Below are 21,687 nucleotides of genomic sequence, written 5' to 3' on the forward strand. Positions count from 1 at the left end.
GAGTACCGTGAGGGAATGGTGAAAAGTACCCCGGGAGGGGAGTGAAATAGTACCTGAAACCGTTCGCCTACAATCCGTCGGAGCCTTGCGGGGTGACGGCGTGCCTTTTGAAGAATGAGCCTGCGAGTTAGTGGCATGTGGCGAGGTTAACCCGTGTGGGGGAGCCGTAGCGAAAGCGAGTCTGAATAGGGCGCTTTAGTCGCATGCTCTAGACCCGAAGCGGAGTGATCTAGCCATGGGCAGGCTGAAGCGCGGGTAAGACCGCGTGGAGGGCCGAACCCACCAACGTTGAAAAGTTGGGGGATGACCTGTGGTTAGGGGTGAAAGGCCAATCAAACTCCGTGATAGCTGGTTCTCCCCGAAATGCATTTAGGTGCAGCGTCGCGTGTTTCTTGCCGGAGGTAGAGCACTGGATGGTCTAGGGGGCCCACAAGCTTACCGAAATCAGCCAAACTCCGAATGCCGGTAAGTGAGAGCGCGGCAGTGAGACTGCGGGGGATAAGCTTCGTAGTCGAGAGGGAAACAGCCCAGATCACCAGCTAAGGCCCCTAAGCGTGTGCTAAGTGGAAAAGGATGTGGGGTCGCATAGACAACCAGGAGGTTGGCTTAGAAGCAGCCACCCTTTAAAGAGTGCGTAATAGCTCACTGGTCAAGTGGTTCCGCGCCGACAATGTAGCGGGGCTCAAGCACACCGCCGAAGCTGTGGCATTCACATTTTAACCTCGCTTGGACTTGATTCCTTGTGCAGGTGTGTGGATGGGTAGGGGAGCGTCGTGCCGCGAGTGAAGCAGCGGGGTGACCCAGTTGTGGACGCGGCACGAGTGAGAATGCAGGCATGAGTAGCGAAAGAAGGGTGAGAAACCCTTCCGCCGGATGACCAAGGGTTCCAGGGCCAGGCTAATCCGCCCTGGGTGAGTCGGGACCTAAGGCGAGGCCGAGAGGCGTAGTCGATGGACAACGGGTTGATATTCCCGTACCCGCGAAAGAGCGTCCCTGATGAACCTCGTTGTGCTAACCACCCGAACTTGGTGAGGTCTTCGGACTGATCTGAGGGAGCGTGGGAACCTGGCGGGTAGTAGTCAAGCGATGGGGTGACGCAGGAAGGTAGCTGAGCCCGGCCGGTGGTTGTGCCGGGGTAAGCGTGTAGGCCGTGTCGTAGGCAAATCCGCGACGCATGAAGGCTGAGACGTGATGCCGAGCCGATTCAGGTGAAGTCAGTGATCCTATGCTGCCGAGAAAAGCCTCTAGCGAGTTCTTAGCGGCCCGTACCCCAAACCGACACAGGTGGTCAGGTAGAGAATACCGAGGCGATCGGGCGAACTGTGGTTAAGGAACTCGGCAAATTGCCCCCGTAACTTAGGGAGAAGGGGGGCCGGAGACGTGAAGCCCCGCGCGGGTGGAGCGTTGTATGGCCGCAGAGAGCAGGGGGAAGCGACTGTTTACTAAAAACACAGGTCCATGCGAAGAAGTAATTCGATGTATATGGACTGACGCCTGCCCGGTGCTGGAACGTTAAGGGGACCTGTTAGCTCTTCGGGGCGAAGCGGAGAACTTAAGCGCCAGTAAACGGCGGTGGTAACTATAACCATCCTAAGGTAGCGAAATTCCTTGTCGGGTAAGTTCCGACCTGCACGAATGGCGTAACGACTTCCCCACTGTCTCAACCACAGGCCCGGCGAAATTGCAGTACGAGTAAAGATGCTCGTTACGCGCGGCAGGACGGAAAGACCCCGGGACCTTTACTATAGCTTGACATTGGTACTTGAGTTAGCTTGTGTAGGATAGGTGGGAGCCGGTGAAGTCCATACGCCAGTATGGGTGGAGGCAATCTTGAAATACCACTCTGGTTGATTTGGGTATCTAACTTCGGACCGTTATCCGGTTCAGGGACAGTGTCTGGTGGGTAGTTTAACTGGGGCGGTTGCCTCCTAAAAGGTAACGGAGGCGCCCAAAGGTTCCCTCAGCCTGGTTGGCAATCAGGTGTTGAGTGCAAGTACACAAGGGAGCTTGACTGTGAGACTGACAGGTCGAGCAGGGACGAAAGTCGGGACTAGTGATCCGGCACTTGCGAGTGGAAGCGGTGTCGCTCAACGGATAAAAGGTACCCCGGGGATAACAGGCTGATCTTCCCCAAGAGTCCATATCGACGGGATGGTTTGGCACCTCGATGTCGGCTCGTCGCATCCTGGGGCTGTAGCAGGTCCCAAGGGTTGGGCTGTTCGCCCATTAAAGCGGTACGCGAGCTGGGTTTAGAACGTCGTGAGACAGTTCGGTCCCTATCCGCCGTGCGCGTAGGATACTTGAGAAGGGCTGTCCCTAGTACGAGAGGACCGGGACGGACGAACCTCTGGTGTGCCAGTTGTCCTGCCAAGGGCACGGCTGGTTAGCTACGTTCGGAAGGGATAACCGCTGAAAGCATCTAAGCGGGAAGCCTGCTTCAAGATGAGGTATCCCACCCACCTTTGGTGGGGTAAGGCCCCCAGCTAGACGACTGGGTTGATAGGCCGGAAATGTAAGCCCGGTAACGGGTTCAGTTGACCGGTACTAATAGGCCGAGGACTTGACTACTAAGCTGCTACGCGTCCACTGTGCAACTCTGAACAAACACCCACCCGTGTTGGTGATGGTTGATATGTTCATAGAGTTACGGCGGTCATGGCGGAGGGGAAACGCCCGGTCACATTCCGAACCCGGAAGCTAAGCCCTCCAGCGCCGATGGTACTGCACTCGTGAGGGTGTGGGAGAGTAGGACACCGCCGGACAATCTTTCAGTCGAGGGCCGCCCCATCAGGGTCGGCCCTCGACTGCGTGGCGCCATTGGTGGCGCAATCAGGAAGGATGTACCTGTGAGTTCAGGACCGCAGGGCGGAGATCGTCCCCGTCGTTACGAGGACCGCACCGACGGCCCCGGTGGACGCGACCGTGGAGCGCGCCGCGATGACCGGCCCCCGTACCGGGGAGACCGTGACAACGCCGGCGGCGCCCGTGGCGGCAACACCGGCGGCCGCGATGGCGGCGCCCGCAGTGGCGAGCGTCGTGAGGGTGGTTTCCGTGGTGGGGACCGTCGTGAGGGCGGTTACCAGGGTGGCGGTGACCGTGGTCGTTCCGGTCCGTCCCGTGAGGGTGGCTTCCGGGGCGGCGACCGCGAGGGTGGCGGCCGCGAGGGTGGTTTCCGTGGTGGCGACCGTCGTGAGGGTGGCTACCAGGGCGGCGGTGACCGTGGTCGTTCCGGTCCGTCCCGTGAGGGTGGCTTCCGCGGTGGTGACCGCGAGGGTGGCGGCCGCGAGGGTGGTTTCCGTGGTGGGGACCGTCGTGAGGGCGGCTACCAGGGTGGCGGTGACCGTGGTCGTTCCGGTCCGTCCCGTGAGGGTGGCTTCCGCGGCGGTGACCGTCGTGAAGGTGGCTTCCGCGGCGGCGACCGCGAGGGTGGTTTCCGTGGTGGCGACCGTCGTGAGGGCGGCTACCAGGGTGGCGGTGACCGTGGTCGCTCCGGTCCGTCCCGTGAGGGTGGCTTCCGGGGCGGTGACCGTGACGGTGGTTTCCGTGGTGGGGACCGTCGTGAAGGTGGCTACCAGGGTGGCGGTGACCGTGGTCGTTCCGGTCCGCCCCGTGAGGGTGGCTTCCGGGGCGGCGGCCGCGAGGGTGGCGGCCGCGAGGGTGGTTTCCGTGGTGGAGACCGTCGTGAGGGCGGCTACCAGGGTGGCGGTGACCGTGGTCGTTCCGGTCCGCCCCGCGAGGGTGGCTTCCGCGGCGGCGACCGCGACGGCGGCTTCCGTGGTGGCGACCGTCGTGAAGGTGGCTTCCGGGGTGGCGACCGCGAGGGTGGCTACCAGGGCGGCGGTGACCGTGGTCGTTCCGGTCCGTCCCGTGAGGGTGGCTTCCGCGGCGGCGACCGCGACGGCGGCTTCCGTGGTGGAGAGCGCCGTGAAGGCGGCTTCCGCGGTGGTGACCGCGAGGGCGGTTTCCGTGGTGGGGACCGTCGTGAGGGTGGCTACCAGGGCGGCGGTGACCGTGGTCGTTCCGGTCCGCCCCGCGAGGGTGGCTTCCGCGGCGGCGACCGCGACGGTGGTTCCCGTGGTGGCGACCGCCGTGAAGGTGGCTTCCGGGGTGGCGACCGCGAGGGCGGCTTCCGTGGTGGAGAGCGCCGTGAGGGTGGTTTCCGCGACGCGACGCGCTCCGGCGGGCCGCGCGAAGGTGGCTTCCGCAGCGGTGACCGCGAGGGCGGTTTCCGTGGTGGGGACCGTCGTGAGGGCGGCTACCAGGGTGGCGGTGACCGTGGTCGTTCCGGTCCGCCCCGCGAGGGTGGCTTCCGGGGCGGGGACCGTGACTCCGGTGGCTTCCGGGGCGGTGAGCGTGGCGCCTCGCGTCCGGGCGCGTCGCGCGAGGGTGGTTTCCGGGGTGGCGACCGTGATGGCGGTTTCCGAGGTGGCGACCGCCGGCAGGGTGGTGCTCCCCGTGAGGGTGGATACCGCGGTGGCGACCGTGACGGCGGCTTCCGGGCCGACGACCGGCCGCGTCGCGAGGACGACCACCGCCGCGACGAGCGTGGGGCCGGCCCGGAGGCGTCCGAGGGTGGGCGCGGCGCGGCCCCGGTCCTACCGGACGACATCGTCGCGACCGACCTCGACAAGGACGTCCGTGCCGAGCTGCTCTCGCTGAACAAGCCGGTCGCCGAGACCGTGGCCCGACACCTGGTCGCCACCGGTCAGCTGATCGACGAGGACCCGGCCGAGGCGTTGGCCCACGCGCTGGCCGCCCGGCGGCTGGCGTCGCGGATCTCCGCTGTCCGCGAGGCGGTCGGCTTGGCCGCGTACCACGCGGGGGAGTGGCAGACCGCGATCGCCGAGCTGCGGACGTACCACCGGATGACCGGTTTGCAGAGTCACCTCGCCGTGCTCGCCGACTGCGAGCGCGCGCTCGGCCGGCCGGAGCGGGCGATCGACCTGTACCGGGGCGCCGACCAGGAGAAGCTGGACCAGGCCGTCGCGATCGAGCTGCTGATCGTCGCCGCCGGGGCGCGGGGTGATCTCGGCCAGAAGGACGCCGCGGTCGCCATGCTCCAGGTGCCCGACCTGACCAGCGAGACGGCAGCGCCGTGGACGGCGCGACTGCGGTACGCGTATGCCGACGCGCTGCTCGCGGTGGGCCGGCGTGAGGAGGCTCGCGAGTGGTTCTCCCGTGCCGCCGACGTGGACACCGAGGGCGAGACCGACGCCGCGGAGCGGCTGCTCGAACTCGACGGCGTCGTCATCGAGGGCGACGAGGAGGACGAGACCGAGGAGATCGCCGCCGGACCGGGCACGCCGGGCGCCGTACCGGCTCAGCCGGACACGGACCTGACCGCAGGTGACGACGACGAGGACGACCCCGACGACGACGAGGACTTCGAGGACGAGGACTTCGACGACGACGAGGAGGACGGCGTCACCGGTCGCTTGGCGACGGACGCCGACCGGGTGGATGTCGAGGACGTCGACGGTGACGACGAGGACGTCGACAGTGACGACGACCTGCTCGCTCCGGAGAAGGACAACGCCTCCCCGGCTCTGACCACGCCCGCCGACGACGGTGGCCGGGTCGTGAGCGGCGACGAGACCGCCCCCATCCGGGGCGACGAGCCGGAGTCGACGCAGCGGTGAACGCGGACGCCGGGAAGCGGCTGATCGACGGGTACAGCCTGGTCGTCTTCGACCTGGACGGTGTGATCTACCTGATCGACCGGCCGATTCCCGGCGCCGTCGAGGCGGTGGCCCAACTTCACGCCGAGGGGCGGGCGGTGGCGTACGCCACCAACAACGCCTCACGTCGCTCCAGCGACGTCGCCGACCTGCTGACCGGGATGGGCGTGCCGGCGCGGCCGGAGGAGGTCCTCACCTCCGCGGCGGCGGCGGCCGAGCTGCTCCGCGACCGGCTCCCGGCCGGCGCTCGGGTGCTGGTGGTCGGCGCGGAGGCGCTGCGCGCCGAGCTACGGGCGGTCGGACTGACCCCGGTCGCTCGCGCCGACGAGAAGCCGGCCGCGGTGGTGCAGGGCTACGGCCCGCAGGTCGGCTGGGCCGAGTTGGCCGAGGCGTCGCTCGCGGTCCGGGCCGGCGCGATCTGGGTCGCCACCAACACCGACCGTACGCTGCCCAGCGCCCGAGGCCCGCTGCCGGGCAACGGGTCACTGGTCGCGGTGCTGCGGACCGCGTTGGAGCGGGATCCGGACCTGGTGGTCGGTAAGCCGGAGTCGGCCCTGTTCGACACCGCCGCCCGGCGCGGCGACGGCGGAAAGGCACTTGTCGTCGGAGACCGGCTGGACACCGACATCGAGGGCGCCCGTCGCGCGGGGCTGGACAGTCTGCTCGTCCTCACCGGTGTCAGTGACGTACCCGAGCTGCTCGCGGCCGAGCCACGACGGCGGCCCACGTACGTCGCGCGGGACCTGGCGGGGCTCTTCGACCCGGCGGCGGCGGTGCGGGTCCCGGGCCCGACGGACGCCGGCGGCTGGTCCGTCACGGACCGCGACGGGACGCTGGAGCTGGCGGGTAACGGCCGGGCGCTGGACGCGCTGGCCGCCCTGTGCGCGGCGGCCTGGGCGGCCCCGACGACGCCGGCGATCCGCCCGGCGGGCCCGGACGCGGCTGCCGCCCTGAAGAGCTTCGGGCTGCCCACCGACGCGTGAGGCCGACCACCGCGTGAGGCGGCCGTGCGGCGTAGAACCGGCTGACGGCGCTGACGGCTGAGGCCAGCCACCGCCACCCCGGGCCGGGGGAGCGCGAACCTCTAGAGGAGCTTGCGCAGCTTCATCAGGTCGAACGGGTTGGCCTTGATCGACACCCGGCGGGAGGTGACCGCCTTGGTGACGTCCAGATCGCCCCGGACGAGGGCGAGCAGGTCGTCGCTGGACGTGCTCAGCGCGATCTTGGCCTTCGGGTCGTCGCCGTCGGCCAGCTCGACGAGCCGGCCACCGCTGATCCGCCCGTGAAAGGCCGTGTCCAGGTCGGTGATGCGGCAGGCCAGAGTGCGCTCCAGGTCGATACGCTCACGGACCGTCTCGGCGTTGCGATCCAGCCGGGCGGCCAGCTCCTGCAACGCCTGCCGGCACTCGTCCACGCTGGCCACATGTCCCCCTCGCCGATCGCCACGCCGTCCCCGGCACCGTACCGCACGGGACAGTCCGGGGTGCCCGGTAGCGTGACACCTGCAGACCCCGCCCGATGGAAGGACCAAGGCATGCAGGACGCGTGGCGCGCCTACCTCGAACTGGCCCTGGGCCTGGCGGAGGCGCCCCGGAAGAAGGCGCAGGACGCGGTGCGTCGTGTCGTCGGCACGGGCGGGGCGACCGCCGCCCAGCTGCAGGCGCTCGGCGAGGAGTTGGTCAGCACCAGCGCCGCCAACCGGGAGTCGTTGACCAAGCTGGTCCGCTTCGAGGTCGACCGGGCCCTCGGCGCGGTCGGTCTGGCGACGGCCGACGAGGTGGCCGAGCTGACCCGACGGGTACGGGATCTGGAGCGGCAACTGCGCGAGGCGCGGGCCACCGAGTCCCCCGCGGCGACGACGGCCAGCGGTCCGTCCGCCGCCGAGCCCGCGCCGAAGTCCACGTCGCAGCCCGATCCGACCCGAGCGGCGCAGCCCGGCGACGGCCTGGTGCCGTCGGACGGCCCCGCCGGAGCGCCCGTCGCCCAGCAGACCGCCGCGCCCGTCGCGAAGAAGGCGATCGCGAAGAAGGCCGTCGCGAAGAAGGCCATTGCCCGCAAGCCTCCCGCGACGATCAGCCGGACCGGCGACGATCAGTCAGCCGACCAGGACGACACCCCGACTCCGGCGGACATGCCGGCGAAGAAGGCCGTCCGTAAGCGCCGCCCGGATGGTGGGTCGTGACCGACGGCGTTCGTCCGGGCCCACCCGGGGGCTTCCGGCCCGGCCCGCCGCCGGCCGGCCCGTTCGCGGCCCGGCCGGGTCCGCCAGTCGGCGCCCGCCCCGGCCCGCCGCCCGACCTGGCGACCGGTGCCGACGACGCCGCGAGCCACCCGGCGGTCGGGGCGGCCGTGCGGGCCATGGACAACGCGGCGGCGCTCGCCCCGGCCGACCAGATCGCCCAGTACGAGGCGGCCTACGAGACGCTACGCGAGACCCTCGCCACGATCGATCAGACCTGACCAGGGCGACTCCGCCCGACAGACCGGAGAAACACCCATGGCACGTCGCAACCGGCTGGACGCCGAACTCGTCCGTCGCGGGCTGGCCCGCTCACGTGAGCAGGCCGCCGCGCTGGTCGAGGCCGGCCGGGTCCACCTGCGCGGAGTGACCGCGCGCAAGGCCGCCGCGATGGTCGACCCCGCCGACCCGCTGCTGGTCACCGGCGAGGACCCGACCGAGGAGTACGTCTCCCGGGGCGGGCACAAGCTCGCCGGTGCGTTGGCCGCGTTCGGCGGGCTGCGCGTCGCCGGACGGCGCTGCCTGGACGCGGGTGCCTCGACCGGGGGCTTCACCGACGTGCTGCTGCGCGCCGACGCCGCCGAGGTGGTGGCCGTGGACGTCGGCTACGGGCAGCTCGCCTGGTCCCTGCGGACCGACGAGCGCGTCCGGGTGCTGGAACGCACAAACGTCCGTACCCTCGTCGCCGACGCGATCGGTGGGCCGGTCGACCTGACGGTGGCCGACCTGTCGTTCATCTCGTTGCGGCTGGTGCTGCCCGCGTTGGCCGGCTGCACCCGCGACGACGGCGACCTGGCCCTGATGGTGAAGCCGCAGTTCGAGGTGGGCAAGGAACGGGTCGGGGCCGGTGGCGTGGTCCGCGACCCGGCGTTGCGCGCCGAGGCGGTGCTCGACGTGGCCGCGGCGGCGGCCCAGCTCGGCCTCGGCCTGGCGGACGTGGCGGCCAGCCCGCTGCCGGGGCCCAGCGGCAACGTCGAGTTCTTCGTATGGTTGCGCCGGGGCGCGCCGGCGGCCGACCCGCAGCGGGTACGGGCCGTGGTGGACGCCGGGCCGGACGGCACGACGACGGCCGGCGACGTGCCGGGCGTGGCGGCGGAGGAGGTCGCGGGGTGAAGGCGTACAGCGAGCGGCACACGACGGCACGTGGGCGTGCCGGGGCATGGCTGTCGGGCCGTGCGGTCGCGGACGGGCGGCCGGTCCGATGAGCCGCACGGCGCTGCTGGTGACCCACACCGGTCGTCGGCGCAGCACCGAGCACGCCCGGTCGGTCGCCGCCGACCTCATCGCCGCGGGCTTCGAGGTGCGGGTGGTCGCCGAGGAGGCCGAGGACCTCGACCTGCCCGGAACGGTTCCGGTCACCGGTCCGGAGGCCGCCGAGGGCGCCGAGATCGTCTTCGCGCTGGGCGGGGACGGCACCTTCCTGCGCGCGGCGGAGTTGGCCCGCCCGGCGAAGGCGCCACTGCTCGGCATCAACCTCGGCAAGGTGGGCTTCCTCGCCGAGGCGGAGATCAACGATCTGGACCACGCGGTCCGGGACGTCGTCGAGCGCAACTACACCGTGCACGAGCGGCTCACGCTCGACGTCACGGCCGAGTTCGACGGTGGCCCGACCATCGAGTCGTGGGCGCTCAACGAGATCAGCGTCGAGAAGGGCGAACGGGCGCAGATGCTCGAACTCCTCGTCGACGTGGACGGCCGACCGTTGTCCCGCTACGGCTGCGACGGTGTGGTCTGCGCCACCCCCACCGGCTCCACCGCGTACGCGTTCTCCGGCGGCGGTCCGGTGGTCTGGCCGGAGGTGGAGGCCCTGCTGCTGGTGCCGATCAGCGCGCACGCGTTGTTCAGCCGGCCCCTGGTCACCGCCCCCACCTCGACGTTCGTCATCACCGTCGACCCGTTCACGACCCTCGCCGTGCTCGCCTGCGACGGCCGGCGGGTCTACGACCTGCCGCCCGGTGCCCGGGTGACGGTGCGTCGAGGAGCCCTGCCGGTGCGCATCGTGCGGCTGCGTGCCCGTCCGTTCACCGACCGGCTGGTCGCCAAGTTCGGCCTGCCGGTGCACGGGTGGCGGGGCAGCCGCCGGTGACGGTGGCACACACCGTCGGTGTCCGGCGGTTGTCCACCTGACGACATGTCGCCGCTGCGGCGGCGAGAGGCTAGTGACCTGGTTGTGCGCTGCGTCGCAGACTCCCATCGGTCCTCATCCACGGATGTCGGGCCCGAAGGAGTGAAGGAGCGCATCGCATGCACTGGTCCCCCCGCTGGCTCAGCGCCGGCGCGGTCGGCGCGTTGGTGGTCGGCCTCGCCGCGCCGGCTTCCGCCGAGCCGCCCGTCCGGCCCACCGGCCCGAGCCTGGGCGCGTCCGCCCCGGCCGTCGCGCCCGTCCGCATCACCCTCATCACCGGCGACCAGGTCGAACTGTCGCCGGCCGCGCCGGGTCGGGTCGCCGCCACGGTACGCCCGGGACCCGGGCGGGAGCGGATCATCTTCCAGACCCTCGAGGTCGACGGCGGGCTGCGGGTCCTGCCCAGCGACGTCGCTCCCTTCATCTCCAGCGGTGTCCTCGACGCCAACCTGTTCGACGTGCAGGAGTTGGCCGCCGACGGCTACGGCGACGCCGCGCAGGGCGCGCTGCCGCTGATCGTGCGCTACCAGGAGCCGTCCGCCGGCCGGGTCCGGCCGCTCGGCGGCGTCACCGACGCCCGGCCCCTGCCGAGCATCAACGGGGCCGCGCTGCGGGTCGACAAGGCTGACCTGGGTGGCCTGTGGACCACGCTCGCCGGCACGCCGACGACCTGGACCACGACCGCCGCGCCCCGGCTGGGCGGCGGCGTCGCCCACGTCTGGTTGGACGGTCGGGTGCGCCCGACGTTGGAGCACAGCGTCCCGCAGATCGGCGCTCCGGCGGCCTGGGCGGCCGGCCGCGACGGCAGCGGCGTGACGGTGGCCGTGCTCGACACCGGTGTCGACGCCACCCACCCCGACCTGGCCGGCCGGATCGCCGAGGAGCGGGACTTCTCCGGCAGCGGCAGCGCCCGTGACGGCCACGGCCACGGCACCCACGTCGCCGCCACCATCGCGGGCAGCGGAGCGGCGTCGGCGGGGCTGCGCAAGGGCGTCGCCCCGGGCGCGCGGCTGCTGGTCGGCAAGGTGCTCGACGACGGCGGCGCCGGCTACGACTCGGCCATCATCGCCGGCATGGAGTGGGCCGCCCACTCCGGCGCGAAGGTCGTCAGCATGAGCCTCGGCGGCGGTCCGACCGACGGCACCGACCCGATGAGCCAGGCGGTGAACGACCTGACCGCCGAGACGGGCGCGCTGTTCGTGATCGCGGCCGGCAACTCGGGCGAGGCGCGGAGCGTCAACGCGCCGGGCGCGGCCGCGGCGGCGCTCACCGTCGGCGCGGTCGACCGCGACGACAATCTGGCGGACTTCTCCAGCCGGGGACCGCGCGTGGGCGACAACGGCATCAAGCCCGAGATCACCGCGCCGGGCGTGGGCATCGTCGCCGCGCGGGCCGCCGGCACCACCATGGGTACGCCGGTCGACGACGCCTACACGGCGGCGTCCGGGACGTCCATGGCCACCCCGCACGTGGCGGGCGCGGCGGCGATCCTCGCCCAGGACCACCCGGACTGGAAGGCCGGCGCGCTCAAGGACGCACTGGTCAGCACCACGAAGGCGAATCCGGAGCTGACCGTCTTCGAGCAGGGCGGTGGTCGGGTCGACGTGGCGCGGGCGCTCACCCAACGGGTGTACGCGTCGGCCACCGCCGACTTCGGCCGGGTCACCACCGGCGGACCGGTGGCCGAGCGCAGTGTGACGTACACCAATGGCACCTCCGTCGCGCGGACCCTGCGCCTGGCCCTGGAGCTGCGCAACCTGGACAGCGGCGCGGCCGAGACCGACGGCGTCGCCGTCGGCGCGGGCGAGGTGACCGTGCCGGCGGGCGGCAGCGTGGCCGTGCCGCTGCGGGCGGACCCGGCGAAGCTGGCCCGGGGCCCGCACGGGGGCGCTCTCGTGGCGACCGGCGCGGACGGCGTCGCCGTGCGCACGCCGGTGGGCCTCACCGTCAGCGGACCGCAGCACGACGTCACGATCAAGGTGCTGGGCCGGCAGGGTCAGCTGACCCTCTCGCCCGCCCTGACCCTCTTCGGTGAGCAGCCCGAATCGGACTACTGGGGCTGGTGGCCGGGCGAGGGCACCCTGCGGGTCGAGGAGGGCAGCTATCTGCTGACCGCGCTGGTGGAGCACGGCGTTCCCCTGGACGAGCAGTTGACCCAGGCCATCGAACCCGAGCTGAACGTCGACCGGGACCTGACGGTCGTGCTCGACGCCCGCACGGGTACGCCGGTACGCGTCGAGACGCCGAAGCCCAGCGAGCAGCGGGCCACCCTCAGCTTCTACGTGCACCGGGTGTTGGGCAACGGCCGGCAGATCGACCACGGCGTTATGGCGTACAGCACCGTCCAGCAGGTCAATGTCACGCCGACCCGCCCGGTACGCCAGGGTGAGTTCGAGTTCGCCTCCCGCTGGCAGCTCGTCGCGCCCATGGTGGACGCCACGGTCACCGGTGTGTCCGCGCCGTCGGACATCAACCTGCTGGGCTCGTCCCCGGCGCCGACCGGGCGACGGAAGCTGCCGCTGGTCTGGGCGGGCACCGGCACGCCCGCCGAGCTGACCCGGGCGCGGGGCGCGGCGGCGTTGCTCACCACCGATGAGAACCGCAGCGAGGAGGAGCAGGTGGCCGCGGCGGCGGCGGCCGGCGCGGCGGCGGTCCTGATCGTCCGCCCCGAGGACCAGAGCGCGTGGACGGTCTGGCGTCCCGAGGGGGAGCGGCTCGGTGTCCCGGCGATGGTCGTGGCGTACGACGACGGGCAGCGACTCATCGCGGCGGCGCGTCGGGGTCGCGCGACGCTGGACCTCACGCTGACCGTGGACAGCCCCTACCTGTACGACGTGTGGCAGGTGTCGAAGGGGCGGGTGCCGGAGCGCATCGTGCACACGGTCACCGCGGGAAACACCGCCGAGGTGACCGCGCGGTACGGCGACACCGGCGCGGGCTGGGCCACCGAGGAGCGGTTCGGTTGGCGTCCGTGGCAGGAGTACGCCTGGAACGACGACCAGCGCCTGGTCCACAACGGGACCACCCGGCAGGAGTTCGTCAGCGCCGGCGACAACTGGTGGCAGCACCGGGTGCTGCACAAGCAGATGTTCATGCAGTGGGGGCAGTTGACCGGCGGGCTCACCCAGGAGCCCCGGCGGTACGCCGCCGACGACCGCGAGACCGAGTCCTGGCACGCTCCGGTGGTCCGTCCGGCCGTGCCGGCGACCGGCGCGCCGGTGCCGACGCGCAAGGGCGACGTCCTCGACGTGCGGGTGCCCGAGTTCGTCGACGCCGACGGGCACTACAGCGTGGCGGGCAACAGCGAGGAGTCGGACAGCGTCGAGGCCCGCCTCAGCCGGGACGGGCGGCAGATCGCCGACCTGTCCGACGGCTGGACGCCGGTGCCGACCACGGCCGCGGCGGCCCGTTACCGCCTCGACGTGACGACGCGGCGGGCCTCGGACGGGTGGCGTTACGGCACCCGGACGGACACGGCGTGGCAGTTCACCTCGGCCCGCCCGGCGGGTGCGGCGGCGACGCCGCTGTCGCTGCTGCAGGTGGACTACCGGGTGCCGGCCGACCTGTCCGGCACCGTGCCCGGCAACCGCCCGCACCAGGTGGGGCTGAGCCTGCGCCAGCCCGCCGGGGTGTCCGCCGCGAAGGGCGCCAGTGTGACCGTGCAGGTCTCCTTCGACGAGGGCGTCACCTGGCGGTCCGTACCGACCCACGGGTCGGGTGTCCGCTACACGGCGACGGTGCCGGCCGGACGCGGAACGGTGTCGCTGCGGGTGCACGCCGCCGACCGGGCCGGTAACACCGTCGACCAGACGGTGCTGCGGGCGTACGGGCTGCGCTGATCGCCGAACCCGGCCGGGCCCACCGTCGTGTCGATGGTGGGCCCGGCCGCGTCGTCAGAGCCAGCCGCGCCGGGCGACCTGGAACGCCAGCCCGGGACGGGTGTCGACACCGGCGGCGTCCATCAGGTCGGCGAGGCGGCGCTGCACCGTCCGGCGACTCACCCCGAGTTGGGAGGCGATGGACTTGTCCGGTACGCCGGCCACGAACAGCGACAGCAGTCGCGCCTCGTCGGCGTCGGGCCGGTAGCCGTCGGCCGGACGGTCGTCGCCGGTGTCGCGGCGGTGCTCGGTCGTCGCGCCGGACAGCGGATCGTCGAGCCGCAGCCGGGTGGCGACCCGCCAGTGACTCTCGAAGAGGGCGAGCAGCGCGTCGAGCAGTTGACTGCGACCGATCACCGCGGCGCTCGGCTCGCCGCCGTACCGGTCGGGCACCAGCGGGCAGATGGCGGTGCGCCCGTCCACGATGGCCAGTCGGACCGGCAGGCGGTCCAGCACCCGGGCCTGCTCACCGGCGGCGACCCCCTTGGCCAGGTCGGCCAGCGCGCCCGGTTCCAGCAGCAGGTCCCGCTCGTAGATGGCGCGGTAGCTCACCCCACGGGCGAGGGCGTCGAACTCCTCGACGTTCTCCGGGCCGGCCATCGCGAGGGGGTTGGCGCGGCAGAACCACAGCACCTCCTCGCGGGCCGAGTTCTGCAGGTCACGCAGTCGGTCGCGGAGCGTCCGTCCGCCACGGATCACCTCGACCAGGTGGTCGACGTGATGGCGGCGCAGGCCGGCGCGGTACTCCTCGGCCAGTTGGGTGACCCGGCGGCGGGCGGCCTCCAGGTCCTCCTGGCGGCGCAGCAACGTGGCGCCGAGGGCGACGTCCGGCGCGGTCGGGCGCAGCGGGCCGTCCGGGTCGTTCTCGGTGGGCTGCACGAGACCCTTGGCCCGTAACGCCTCGATCTGCTCGACGACCTGCGCCCGGGGCCGTCCCAGCCGGCCGGCCAGCTCGTCGACGCGAGCCGTGGTGAGCTGGAGCAGGCAGCGGTACAGCTCCTCCTCGGCGGGGGTCAGGCCGATCACGTCCAACACGGGGCAAGACTGTACGTCGGCGAGGTCACGGCCGCAGCGCGGCCCGGTCGTGGGGCCCGTCGGCTGGTCAACTGTCGGCCCACGCGTCTACTGTCGGGTGCTGTGCTGGAAGAGCTGCGCATCACCGGACTCGGCGTCATCGAGGACACCACACTGCCGTTGACCGGCGGCATGAACGTCATCACCGGCGAGACCGGTGCCGGCAAGACGATGGTGGTCACCGGCCTCGGCCTGCTCTTCGGCGGCCGGGCCGACGCCGGGCGGGTGCGTGCCCAGCCGGGCCGGGCCGTGGTCGAGGGGCGGCTGCGCCTCACCGGTCGCGTCGCCGACACGGTGCACGCCCGGATCGGCGACGCCGGTGGCGAGCCCGACGAGGACGGCTCGCTGCTGCTGAGTCGTACGGTGACCGTGGAGGGCCGCTCGCGGGCCCACCTGGGTGGCCGCAGCATGCCCGTGTCGATGCTCGGCGAGGTCGGCGAGCAGGCGGTGGCCGTGCACGGTCAGTCCGACCAGCTGCGCCTGCTGCGTCCGGCCGAGCAGCGGGCCGCGCTGGACCGGTTCGCCGGGCCGGCGCACGAGAAGCTGCTCGACGCGCTGCGCGAGGCGTACACCGGTTGGCGGCGGATCGTCGACGACCTGGCCGACCGGCGGCGCAACGCCCGCGAGCGCAGCCAGGAGGCCGACCTGTTGCGGCTCGGCCTCGACGAGATCACCCGCGTCGACCCGCAGCCCGGCGAGGACGACGAGCTGAAGACCGAGGCGCAGCGGCTGGAGCACGCCGAGGGTCTGCGGACGGCCGCGCAGCTGGCCCAGCAGTGCGTGGCGGGCGGCGCGGACGCGGCCGACGAGACGCCCGACGCGGCGGCGCTGCTCGGCACGGCCCGGCGCACTCTGGAGGCGCAGGCCGGCACCGATCCCGCGCTGGGCGAGCTGGCGGCCCGCCTGGAGGAGGCGGCCACCCTGGTCACCGACGTGTCGGCGGAGCTGTCGGCGTACCTGGCGACGCTGGATGCCGACCCGGCCCGGTTGCAGCACGTCTACGAGCGGCGGGCCGCGTTGCGCGCGTTGACCCGCAAGTACGCCGACGACGTCGACGGGGTCGTCGCGTGGGCCGAGCGGGCCCGCACCCGACTGTCCGACCTGGACACCTCCGACGACCTGCTCGACGAGCTGGACCGGGAGGGGCAGCGGCTGGCCGCGGAGGTGGCCGACCTGGCTGCCCGGGTGTCGGTGTCCCGGCAGGAGGCGGCGGTCCGCTTCGCCGACCAGGTCACCGTCGAGTTGGCCGGTCTGGCGATGCCGCACGCGCGGATCGAGGTGGCGGTGCTGCCCCGACCGGCGGGCCGGGCCGAGCCGTCGTTGACGGTCAACGGCGTCGAGGTGGGTGTCGCGGCCGACGGCGGCGACGAGGTGGAGTTGCGGCTGTTGGCCCACCCGGGCGCGCCGTCGTTGCCGTTGCAGCGCGGCGCCTCCGGCGGTGAGCTGTCCCGGGTGATGCTCGCCATCGAGGTGGTCTTCGCCGGCTCCGGCGGGCCGCCCACGCTCGTCTTCGACGAGGTCGACGCGGGTGTCGGCGGTCAGGCCGCGGTGGAGATCGGCCGGCGGCTGGCCCGGCTGGCCCGCAGTCACCAGGTGTTGGTCGTCACACACCTGCCGCAGGTGGCCGCGTTCGCCGACCGGCATCTCGTGGTCGCGAAGGACACCGGCGGCGCGGTGACGACCAGCGGTGTACGGGTCGTGGAGGACACCGAACGCGCCCGGGAACTGGCCCGCATGCTGGCCGGTTTGCCCGATTCGGATCTGGGTATCGCCCACGCCGAGGAGCTTCTGGCCGTCGCGGCGAAGGAAAGGCGGTTGTGACGCCGCGTATTGTGGGCGCAAGCACACCGGCTCGCGTCGGCGTGTGCTTCCCTGGGTAGGCGGCCCTGCTCAGGCATGTCGCGACAGAAAAGCCTGCCTCACATGCCAGGATGGTCACGATGCGTCTACCCACGTTGCGCCGGAACCGGAATGCCGAACCGGGCAGAGTCCTCGGCACCGCGCGCCTTGATCGCCGGACGAAACGCCTGGTCGGCCGGCTTCGCCCCGGTGACATCGCGGTCATCGACCACGTCGACCTGGACCGGGTGGCGGCCGACTCGTTGGTCGCTGTCGGTGTCGCCGCGGTCCTCAACGCCAAGCCGTCGGTCTCCGGCCGCTATCCCAACCTCGGGCCGGAGGTGTTGATCGCCGCCGGGATCCCGCTGCTGGACGACCTCGGCGAGGGCGTCTTCGAGCGCATCCGCGAGGGTGACCAGGTACGCGTCGAGGGCAACACCGTGTTCGCGGGCGAGGAGCCGGTGGCGCACGGCACCCTGCAGGACGCCGAGTCGGTCGCCAAGGCGATGTCCGACGCCCGGGAGGGGCTGTCGGTGCAGTTGGAGGCGTTCGCCGCCAACACGATGGACTACCTGCGCCAGGAACGCGACCTGCTGCTCGACGGCGTGGGCGTACCGGACATCCAGACCCAGATCCAGGGCCGACACTGCCTGATCGTGGTGCGCGGCTACGACTACAAGGCCGACCTGGACGTGCTGCGCCCGTACATCCGGGAGTTCAAGCCGGTGTTGATCGGCGTGGACGGCGGCGCGGACGCGCTGGTCGAGGCCGGGTACACCCCTGACATGATCATCGGGGACATGGATTCGGTCACCGACGACGTGCTGCGCTGCGGCGCCGAGGTGATCGTGCACGCCTACCCGGACGGTCGGGCGCCCGGTCTGCCCCGGGTCAACGGGCTCGGCGTCCCCGCCATCACGTTCCCGGCGGCGGCGACCAGCGAGGACCTGGCGATGCTGCTGGCCGACGAGAAGGGCGCCTCCCTGCTGGTCGCGGTCGGCACCCACGCCACCCTCGTCGAGTTCCTCGACAAGGGGCGCGGCGGGATGGCCTCGACGTTCCTGACCCGGCTGAAGGTCGGCGGCAAGCTGGTCGACGCCAAGGGTGTGAGCCGGCTCTACCGGCAGAGCATCTCCGGCTCGTCGTTGCTGCTGCTGGTGCTCTCGGCGATCGCGGCGATGGCCTCCGCGGTGGCGGTCTCCACCGTCGGGAAGGCGTACCTGGGTGTGGTCGCCGAGTGGTGGGACAATTTCGTGTTCCAGCTGTACCGGCTCTTCTAGTTCCCGAGCGATCAAGAGGCTGCAAGCGTGATCAACTTCCGCTACCACGTGGTGTCCCTCACCGCGGTCTTCCTGGCTCTGGCGATCGGCCTGGTGGTCGGCACCGCCGCCCTCAACGGCCCGGTCGCCGACTCGCTCAAGCAGCAGGTCACCGGGTTGCGCAAGGACAACCAGCAGTGGCGTCAGCAGGTCGCCAACATGGAGAAGCAGCTCGGTCTGGAAGAGGAGTTCGCCGAGGAGATGTCCCAGGTGGTCCTGCCGGGCACCCTCACCGGACGCCGGGTGGTGGTGCTCAGCCTGCCGAACGGGCGTGACCACACCGAGGGTGTGCTCAAGAAGCTGCAGCAGGCCGGCGCCACCATCACCGGTCGGGTCGACCTGCAGGACAAGTTCATCAACCCGGACAACAACTCCAACCTGCTGGAGTTGGCCGTCACCGCCGCCCGGCCCACCGCGCAGACCACCGGCCTGCCCGGCAACGGGCACGGCGTGGAGACCTCCAGCGCGCTGCTGGCCAGCGTCCTGCTGGACCGCGCCCAGGGCACCGCGCCGGTCAGCGACGCCGACCGGCGGGCGGTGCTCGCCGCGTACAACAACGCCGGCTACCTGACCACCGACAACAACAAGGTGACCGGCCCGGCGGAGGCGGTCGTCGTGGTGAGCGGCCAGCCGTATGTCGACAAGGACTCCGAGAAGCGGGACGAGTCGGTCGTCAAGATCGCCGAGCAGTTCGACCGGACCGGGGCGATCGTGGTGGGCGGCAACGGCTCCGCCGGCGGCAACGTGGTGTCCGTGGTCCGTGGCGACCCGGTGCTGTCGCAGACCATCTCGACCGTCGACAACGCCAACACCGTCCAGGGGCAACTGGTCACCAGTCTGGCGCTGGTACAGCAGCTCACCGAGAAGAAGGCCGGCCAGTACGGCGTCGGCGACAACGCCGCGTCCCTGCTGCCTAGACTGCCCCAGTGAGCGAACGACGTACCGCCGTGTCCGTAATCGACGAGGTGCCGGCATGAGCACGCTGGGACGGCTGCTGGTCGCCGCCGCCGGAGCGGCCGCCGCCCGGTACGCGCTGCGCGAGGTGCGGACCGCCCCGGTGGGGCCGGCGCTGGAGCGCACCAACTTCCGCGGCCGTACGGTGACCCTCGCCGCCGGTCCGGCGCTCGCGGCCGGCGCGACCGCCGCGGGCGCGTTCGGCGCGACGAGTGCCGCCTCCGGTGGCGCCGCCCTGGTCGCCGGCCTCGGCGCCGGTGGTGTCGGGCTCTACGACGACGTGGTCGGGGCACGACCGGAGCAGAAGGCGGCCAAGGGCTTCGCCGGGCACCTCGCCGCGTTGCGTGCGGGGCGGGTCACCGCCGGGCTCGTCAAGGTGGTCGGGGTGGGGGCGGCCGGGCTGGGCGCCGCCGCACTGCTCGCCGCCGACCCCCGCGTCGCCGCGCACCCGCGCCGGCAGCGCCACGGCGCGTTCGGCCGGGGAGTCGACGTGCTGCTCGGCGCTGGCGTGATCGCCGGCACCGCCAACCTGCTCAACCTGCTCGACCTGCGACCCGGCCGGGCCATCAAGTCCGGGCTGCTGCTGGGCGCGCCGCTGACCGGCGGCCCGCACGGCGGGATCGCCGCCGGCGCGGCCGGCGCCGCCGCCGGACTGCTCGGCGACGACCTGTCCGAGAACGTCATGGTCGGCGACAGCGGCGCGAACGCGCTCGGCGCGCTGCTCGGTGTGGCGCTCGCCGCCCGCACCGGTCCGCTCGGTCGGGCCGGCCTGCTCGCCGTGCTGGCCGGGCTCACCGCCGCCAGCGAGAAGGTCAGCTTCACGGCGGTGATCCAGCGGACCCCGGGCCTGCGGGAGCTCGACGCCCTGGGCCGGCGCACCGACTGACGTGACCAGACCGGCCCCCCTCGCCGGCGCCGGCCGGCTGGCCGGGGCAGCCGCGCTCATCGCCGTGCTCACCGTGCTCAGCCGGCTCGCCGGCTTCGGCCGCACCGCCCTGTTCACCTGGAGCCTCGGGAACACCGACCTCGGCGGCACCTACGTGGTGGCCAACGCGGTGCCGAACTTCATCTTCGAGATCGTCGCCGGTGGCGCACTGGCGAGCCTCGTCGTACCGCTGCTGGCCGGCGCCGTCGGGGCCGGCGACCGGACGACGGTCGCCCGGACCACCGGCGCGCTGCTGACCTGGACGGTGGCGCTGCTGGTGCCGCTCGCGCTGCTCGTGGCGCTGTTCGCCGGCCCGGTAGTCGGGTCGCTGGGGCACCACCTCACCGACGCCCAGCAGCACAGCGGCGTACGGATGCTGCGGGTCTTCGCGCCGCAGCTACCGCTGTACGGGGTCGGCATCGTGCTCACCGGGGTGCTCCAGGCGCACCGCCGCTTCGCCTGGCCGGTGCTCGCCCCGCTGCTGTCCAGCCTCACCGTGATCGTGGTCTACCTGGGGTTCACGGCCACCCAGGGCCGCTATGCCACGGTCGCCGGGGTGAGTCCCGGCGGCGAGGTGCTGCTCTCCGCCGGCACGACCCTCGGCGTGGTGGTGCTGTCGCTGTCGCTGCTCATCCCGATCCGTCGGTTGCGGCTGGGGGTACGGCCCGGGTTCGGGTTCCCCGCCGACGCACGGGCCCGGGTCGGCGCGCTGGCGGTGGCGGGCGCGGTCACCGTCACGACGCAGCAGATCGCCCTGATCGTCAGCCTGAACCAGGTGACGGCGGGCGCGCGCAGCAACCCCGGCGTCTACAACCTGGCGCAGACCGTCTACCTGCTGCCGTGGGCGGTGCTGGCGGTGCCCCTGGCCGTGGCGGCCTACCCGACCCTCGCGGCGGCCCGGTCGGCCGGCGACGAGGACGCCTACCGGGCGACCCTCGCTCCGGCCGTGCGCGGGGTGCTGCTGTTCAGTTGCCTCGGCGCGGCCGCGCTGGTCGGAACCGCGGGGCCGATCGGGCACTTCTTCTTCCCCGCGTCCACCGCGCCCACCGCCGCCGCCGCGATCATCGGTTACGCCCCGGGCCTGGTCGGCTACGGCCTGTTCGCGATCCTCACCCGGGCGCTCTACGCGCGGGGGCAGACCCGGGCGGCGACGGTGGCGACCGCCGTCGGCTTCCTCGTGGTGCCGGTCGCGGTGCTGGCGCTCGGCCGGATCCTGCCGTTGACCGACCGGGTGCTCGCCGTGACGTCCGCGAACTCGGTGGGCATGGTCGTGCTGGGCGCGCTGCTGGTCGTCGCGGTGGCGCGGGCCGCCGGCACACCGGCGCTGGCCGGCGCGGCGCGCGCCGGGGCGGCCGGCCTCCTCGCCGGCCTCCTCGCCGCGTTCGCCGGGCTGGGCCTGAGCCGTTGGCTCGACAGGCTGGACGGCGGCACCCCGACGACGGCCGTGGCGCTCGGTCAGGGCATGCTGTCCGGGGTTCTGGTCGGTGTCGTGTTCCTCGTCGTGGTCTGGTTCGTCGACCGGCGGGACGTACGGCCGCTACTGACCGGGGTGGCTCGCCGCCTCCGGCGGGGCCAGCGGGGCCGGGCCGGCACGCCCACGCCGGGCGCGGTGCCCCCGGAGCGGGGCGACGGGAAGGAGACGGCGGTTCGGTGAGC

15 protein-coding genes and 2 rRNA genes (1 of these 17 cut by a window edge) are annotated in these 21,687 nt (G+C 72.1%); 14 read left to right on the top strand and 3 right to left on the bottom strand.

Annotation, left to right across the window (positions count from 1 at the left end):
• Together ACQP03_RS13325 and rrf are read left to right on the top strand one after the other, a co-directional pair.
• Window positions 1-2,568 (top strand): 23S ribosomal RNA (locus ACQP03_RS13325) (it extends 543 nt beyond the left edge of the window).
• Between the two features lie 77 nt (window positions 2,569-2,645).
• Window positions 2,646-2,762: ribosomal RNA gene (gene rrf, locus ACQP03_RS13330) — 5S ribosomal RNA — on the top strand.
• Window positions 2,763-2,852: 90 nt separating this feature from the next.
• Here the strand turns inward: rrf and ACQP03_RS13335 are convergent.
• Entirely contained in the window at window positions 2,853-4,532 is a 1,680-nt protein-coding gene (locus tag ACQP03_RS13335; protein ID WP_433460929.1) for a hypothetical protein, read from the bottom strand.
• Window positions 4,533-4,679: 147 nt separating this feature from the next.
• On the opposite strand from ACQP03_RS13335, the gene ACQP03_RS13340 reads away from it, so the two are divergent.
• Window positions 4,680-5,639 carry a tetratricopeptide repeat protein gene (locus ACQP03_RS13340; protein ID WP_357398412.1) on the top strand — a complete coding sequence of 320 codons (960 nt, stop codon included), beginning with the start codon at window positions 4,680-4,682 and terminating at the stop codon, window positions 5,637-5,639.
• Window positions 5,636-6,661 carry an HAD-IIA family hydrolase gene (locus ACQP03_RS13345; RefSeq protein ID WP_357120831.1) on the top strand — a complete coding sequence of 342 codons (1,026 nt, stop codon included), beginning with the start codon at window positions 5,636-5,638 and terminating at the stop codon, window positions 6,659-6,661. The genes ACQP03_RS13340 and ACQP03_RS13345 overlap by 4 nt, the downstream gene beginning before the upstream one ends.
• Window positions 6,662-6,762: 101 nt before the next feature.
• Here the strand turns inward: ACQP03_RS13345 and ACQP03_RS13350 are convergent, their stop codons facing one another.
• Window positions 6,763-7,101: an SCP2 sterol-binding domain-containing protein gene (locus tag ACQP03_RS13350; protein ID WP_355050207.1), complete on the bottom strand. Its 339-nt coding sequence runs from the start codon at window positions 7,099-7,101 to the stop codon at window positions 6,763-6,765.
• A 111-nt stretch (window positions 7,102-7,212) separates the two neighbouring features.
• On the opposite strand from ACQP03_RS13350, the gene ACQP03_RS13355 reads away from it, so the two are divergent.
• The 5 genes from ACQP03_RS13355 to ACQP03_RS13375 all read left to right on the top strand — a co-directional run bounded on the left by ACQP03_RS13355 (window position 7,213) and on the right by ACQP03_RS13375 (window position 13,881).
• Window positions 7,213-7,860, top strand: a complete 648-nt coding sequence (locus ACQP03_RS13355) for a hypothetical protein (RefSeq protein ID WP_433460930.1) — start codon at window positions 7,213-7,215, stop codon at window positions 7,858-7,860.
• Window positions 7,857-8,138 carry a hypothetical protein gene (locus tag ACQP03_RS13360; protein WP_357398404.1) on the top strand — a complete coding sequence of 94 codons (282 nt, stop codon included), beginning with the start codon at window positions 7,857-7,859 and terminating at the stop codon, window positions 8,136-8,138. Before ACQP03_RS13355 ends, ACQP03_RS13360 begins: the two co-directional genes overlap by 4 nt.
• A 37-nt stretch (window positions 8,139-8,175) precedes the next feature.
• Complete coding sequence (locus tag ACQP03_RS13365; RefSeq protein WP_357120841.1) at window positions 8,176-9,030, top strand: TlyA family RNA methyltransferase; 855 nt, start codon at window positions 8,176-8,178, stop codon at window positions 9,028-9,030.
• An 88-nt stretch (window positions 9,031-9,118) separates the two neighbouring features.
• A complete protein-coding gene (locus ACQP03_RS13370) occupies window positions 9,119-10,003 on the top strand; it encodes an NAD kinase (RefSeq protein ID WP_357120844.1) in 885 nt (294 codons plus the stop codon).
• Window positions 10,004-10,161: 158 nt separating this feature from the next.
• Entirely contained in the window at window positions 10,162-13,881 is a 3,720-nt protein-coding gene (locus ACQP03_RS13375; protein ID WP_433460932.1) for a S8 family serine peptidase, read from the top strand.
• 54 nt (window positions 13,882-13,935) lie between these two features.
• Here ACQP03_RS13375 and ACQP03_RS13380 read toward each other — a convergent pair whose 3' ends face one another.
• Window positions 13,936-14,955, bottom strand: coding sequence for a helix-turn-helix domain-containing protein (locus tag ACQP03_RS13380; RefSeq protein ID WP_433460933.1), 1,020 nt, complete (start codon window positions 14,953-14,955; stop codon window positions 13,936-13,938).
• A 102-nt stretch (window positions 14,956-15,057) separates the two neighbouring features.
• Here ACQP03_RS13380 and recN point away from each other — a divergent pair, with 102 nt between their 5' ends.
• The 5 genes from recN (at window position 15,058) to murJ (ending at window position 21,685) form a co-directional block, all read left to right on the top strand.
• A complete protein-coding gene (recN, locus tag ACQP03_RS13385; RefSeq protein ID WP_357120853.1) occupies window positions 15,058-16,815 on the top strand; it encodes a DNA repair protein RecN in 1,758 nt (585 codons plus the stop codon).
• A gap of 119 nt (window positions 16,816-16,934) precedes the next feature.
• Window positions 16,935-18,113 carry a putative cytokinetic ring protein SteA gene (gene steA / locus ACQP03_RS13390; RefSeq protein WP_355050199.1) on the top strand — a complete coding sequence of 393 codons (1,179 nt, stop codon included), beginning with the start codon at window positions 16,935-16,937 and terminating at the stop codon, window positions 18,111-18,113.
• Window positions 18,114-18,140: 27 nt separating this feature from the next.
• Complete coding sequence (locus ACQP03_RS13395) at window positions 18,141-19,082, top strand: copper transporter (RefSeq protein ID WP_355050198.1); 942 nt, start codon at window positions 18,141-18,143, stop codon at window positions 19,080-19,082.
• Between the two features lie 43 nt (window positions 19,083-19,125).
• Window positions 19,126-19,992, top strand: a complete 867-nt coding sequence (locus ACQP03_RS13400; protein ID WP_357120857.1) for a hypothetical protein — start codon at window positions 19,126-19,128, stop codon at window positions 19,990-19,992.
• Between the two features lies 1 nt (window position 19,993).
• A complete protein-coding gene (gene murJ, locus ACQP03_RS13405; RefSeq protein ID WP_357120860.1) occupies window positions 19,994-21,685 on the top strand; it encodes a murein biosynthesis integral membrane protein MurJ in 1,692 nt (563 codons plus the stop codon).
• Window positions 21,686-21,687 lie beyond the last annotated feature (2 nt).

This window comes from Micromonospora sp. CA-248212 (assembly GCF_050948405.1).
Lineage (GTDB): Bacteria > Actinomycetota > Actinomycetes > Mycobacteriales > Micromonosporaceae > Micromonospora.

Coding starts and splice junctions, on each gene's coding strand:
- ACQP03_RS13355 (WP_433460930.1), top strand. CDS start 7,213: ATGCAGGACGCGTGGCGCGCCTACCTCGAACTGGCCCTGGGCCTGGCG.
- ACQP03_RS13365 (WP_357120841.1), top strand. CDS start 8,176: ATGGCACGTCGCAACCGGCTGGACGCCGAACTCGTCCGTCGCGGGCTG.
- ACQP03_RS13370 (WP_357120844.1), top strand. CDS start 9,119: ATGAGCCGCACGGCGCTGCTGGTGACCCACACCGGTCGTCGGCGCAGC.
- ACQP03_RS13375 (WP_433460932.1), top strand. CDS start 10,162: ATGCACTGGTCCCCCCGCTGGCTCAGCGCCGGCGCGGTCGGCGCGTTG.
- steA (WP_355050199.1), top strand. CDS start 16,935: ATGCGTCTACCCACGTTGCGCCGGAACCGGAATGCCGAACCGGGCAGA.
- ACQP03_RS13400 (WP_357120857.1), top strand. CDS start 19,126: ATGAGCACGCTGGGACGGCTGCTGGTCGCCGCCGCCGGAGCGGCCGCC.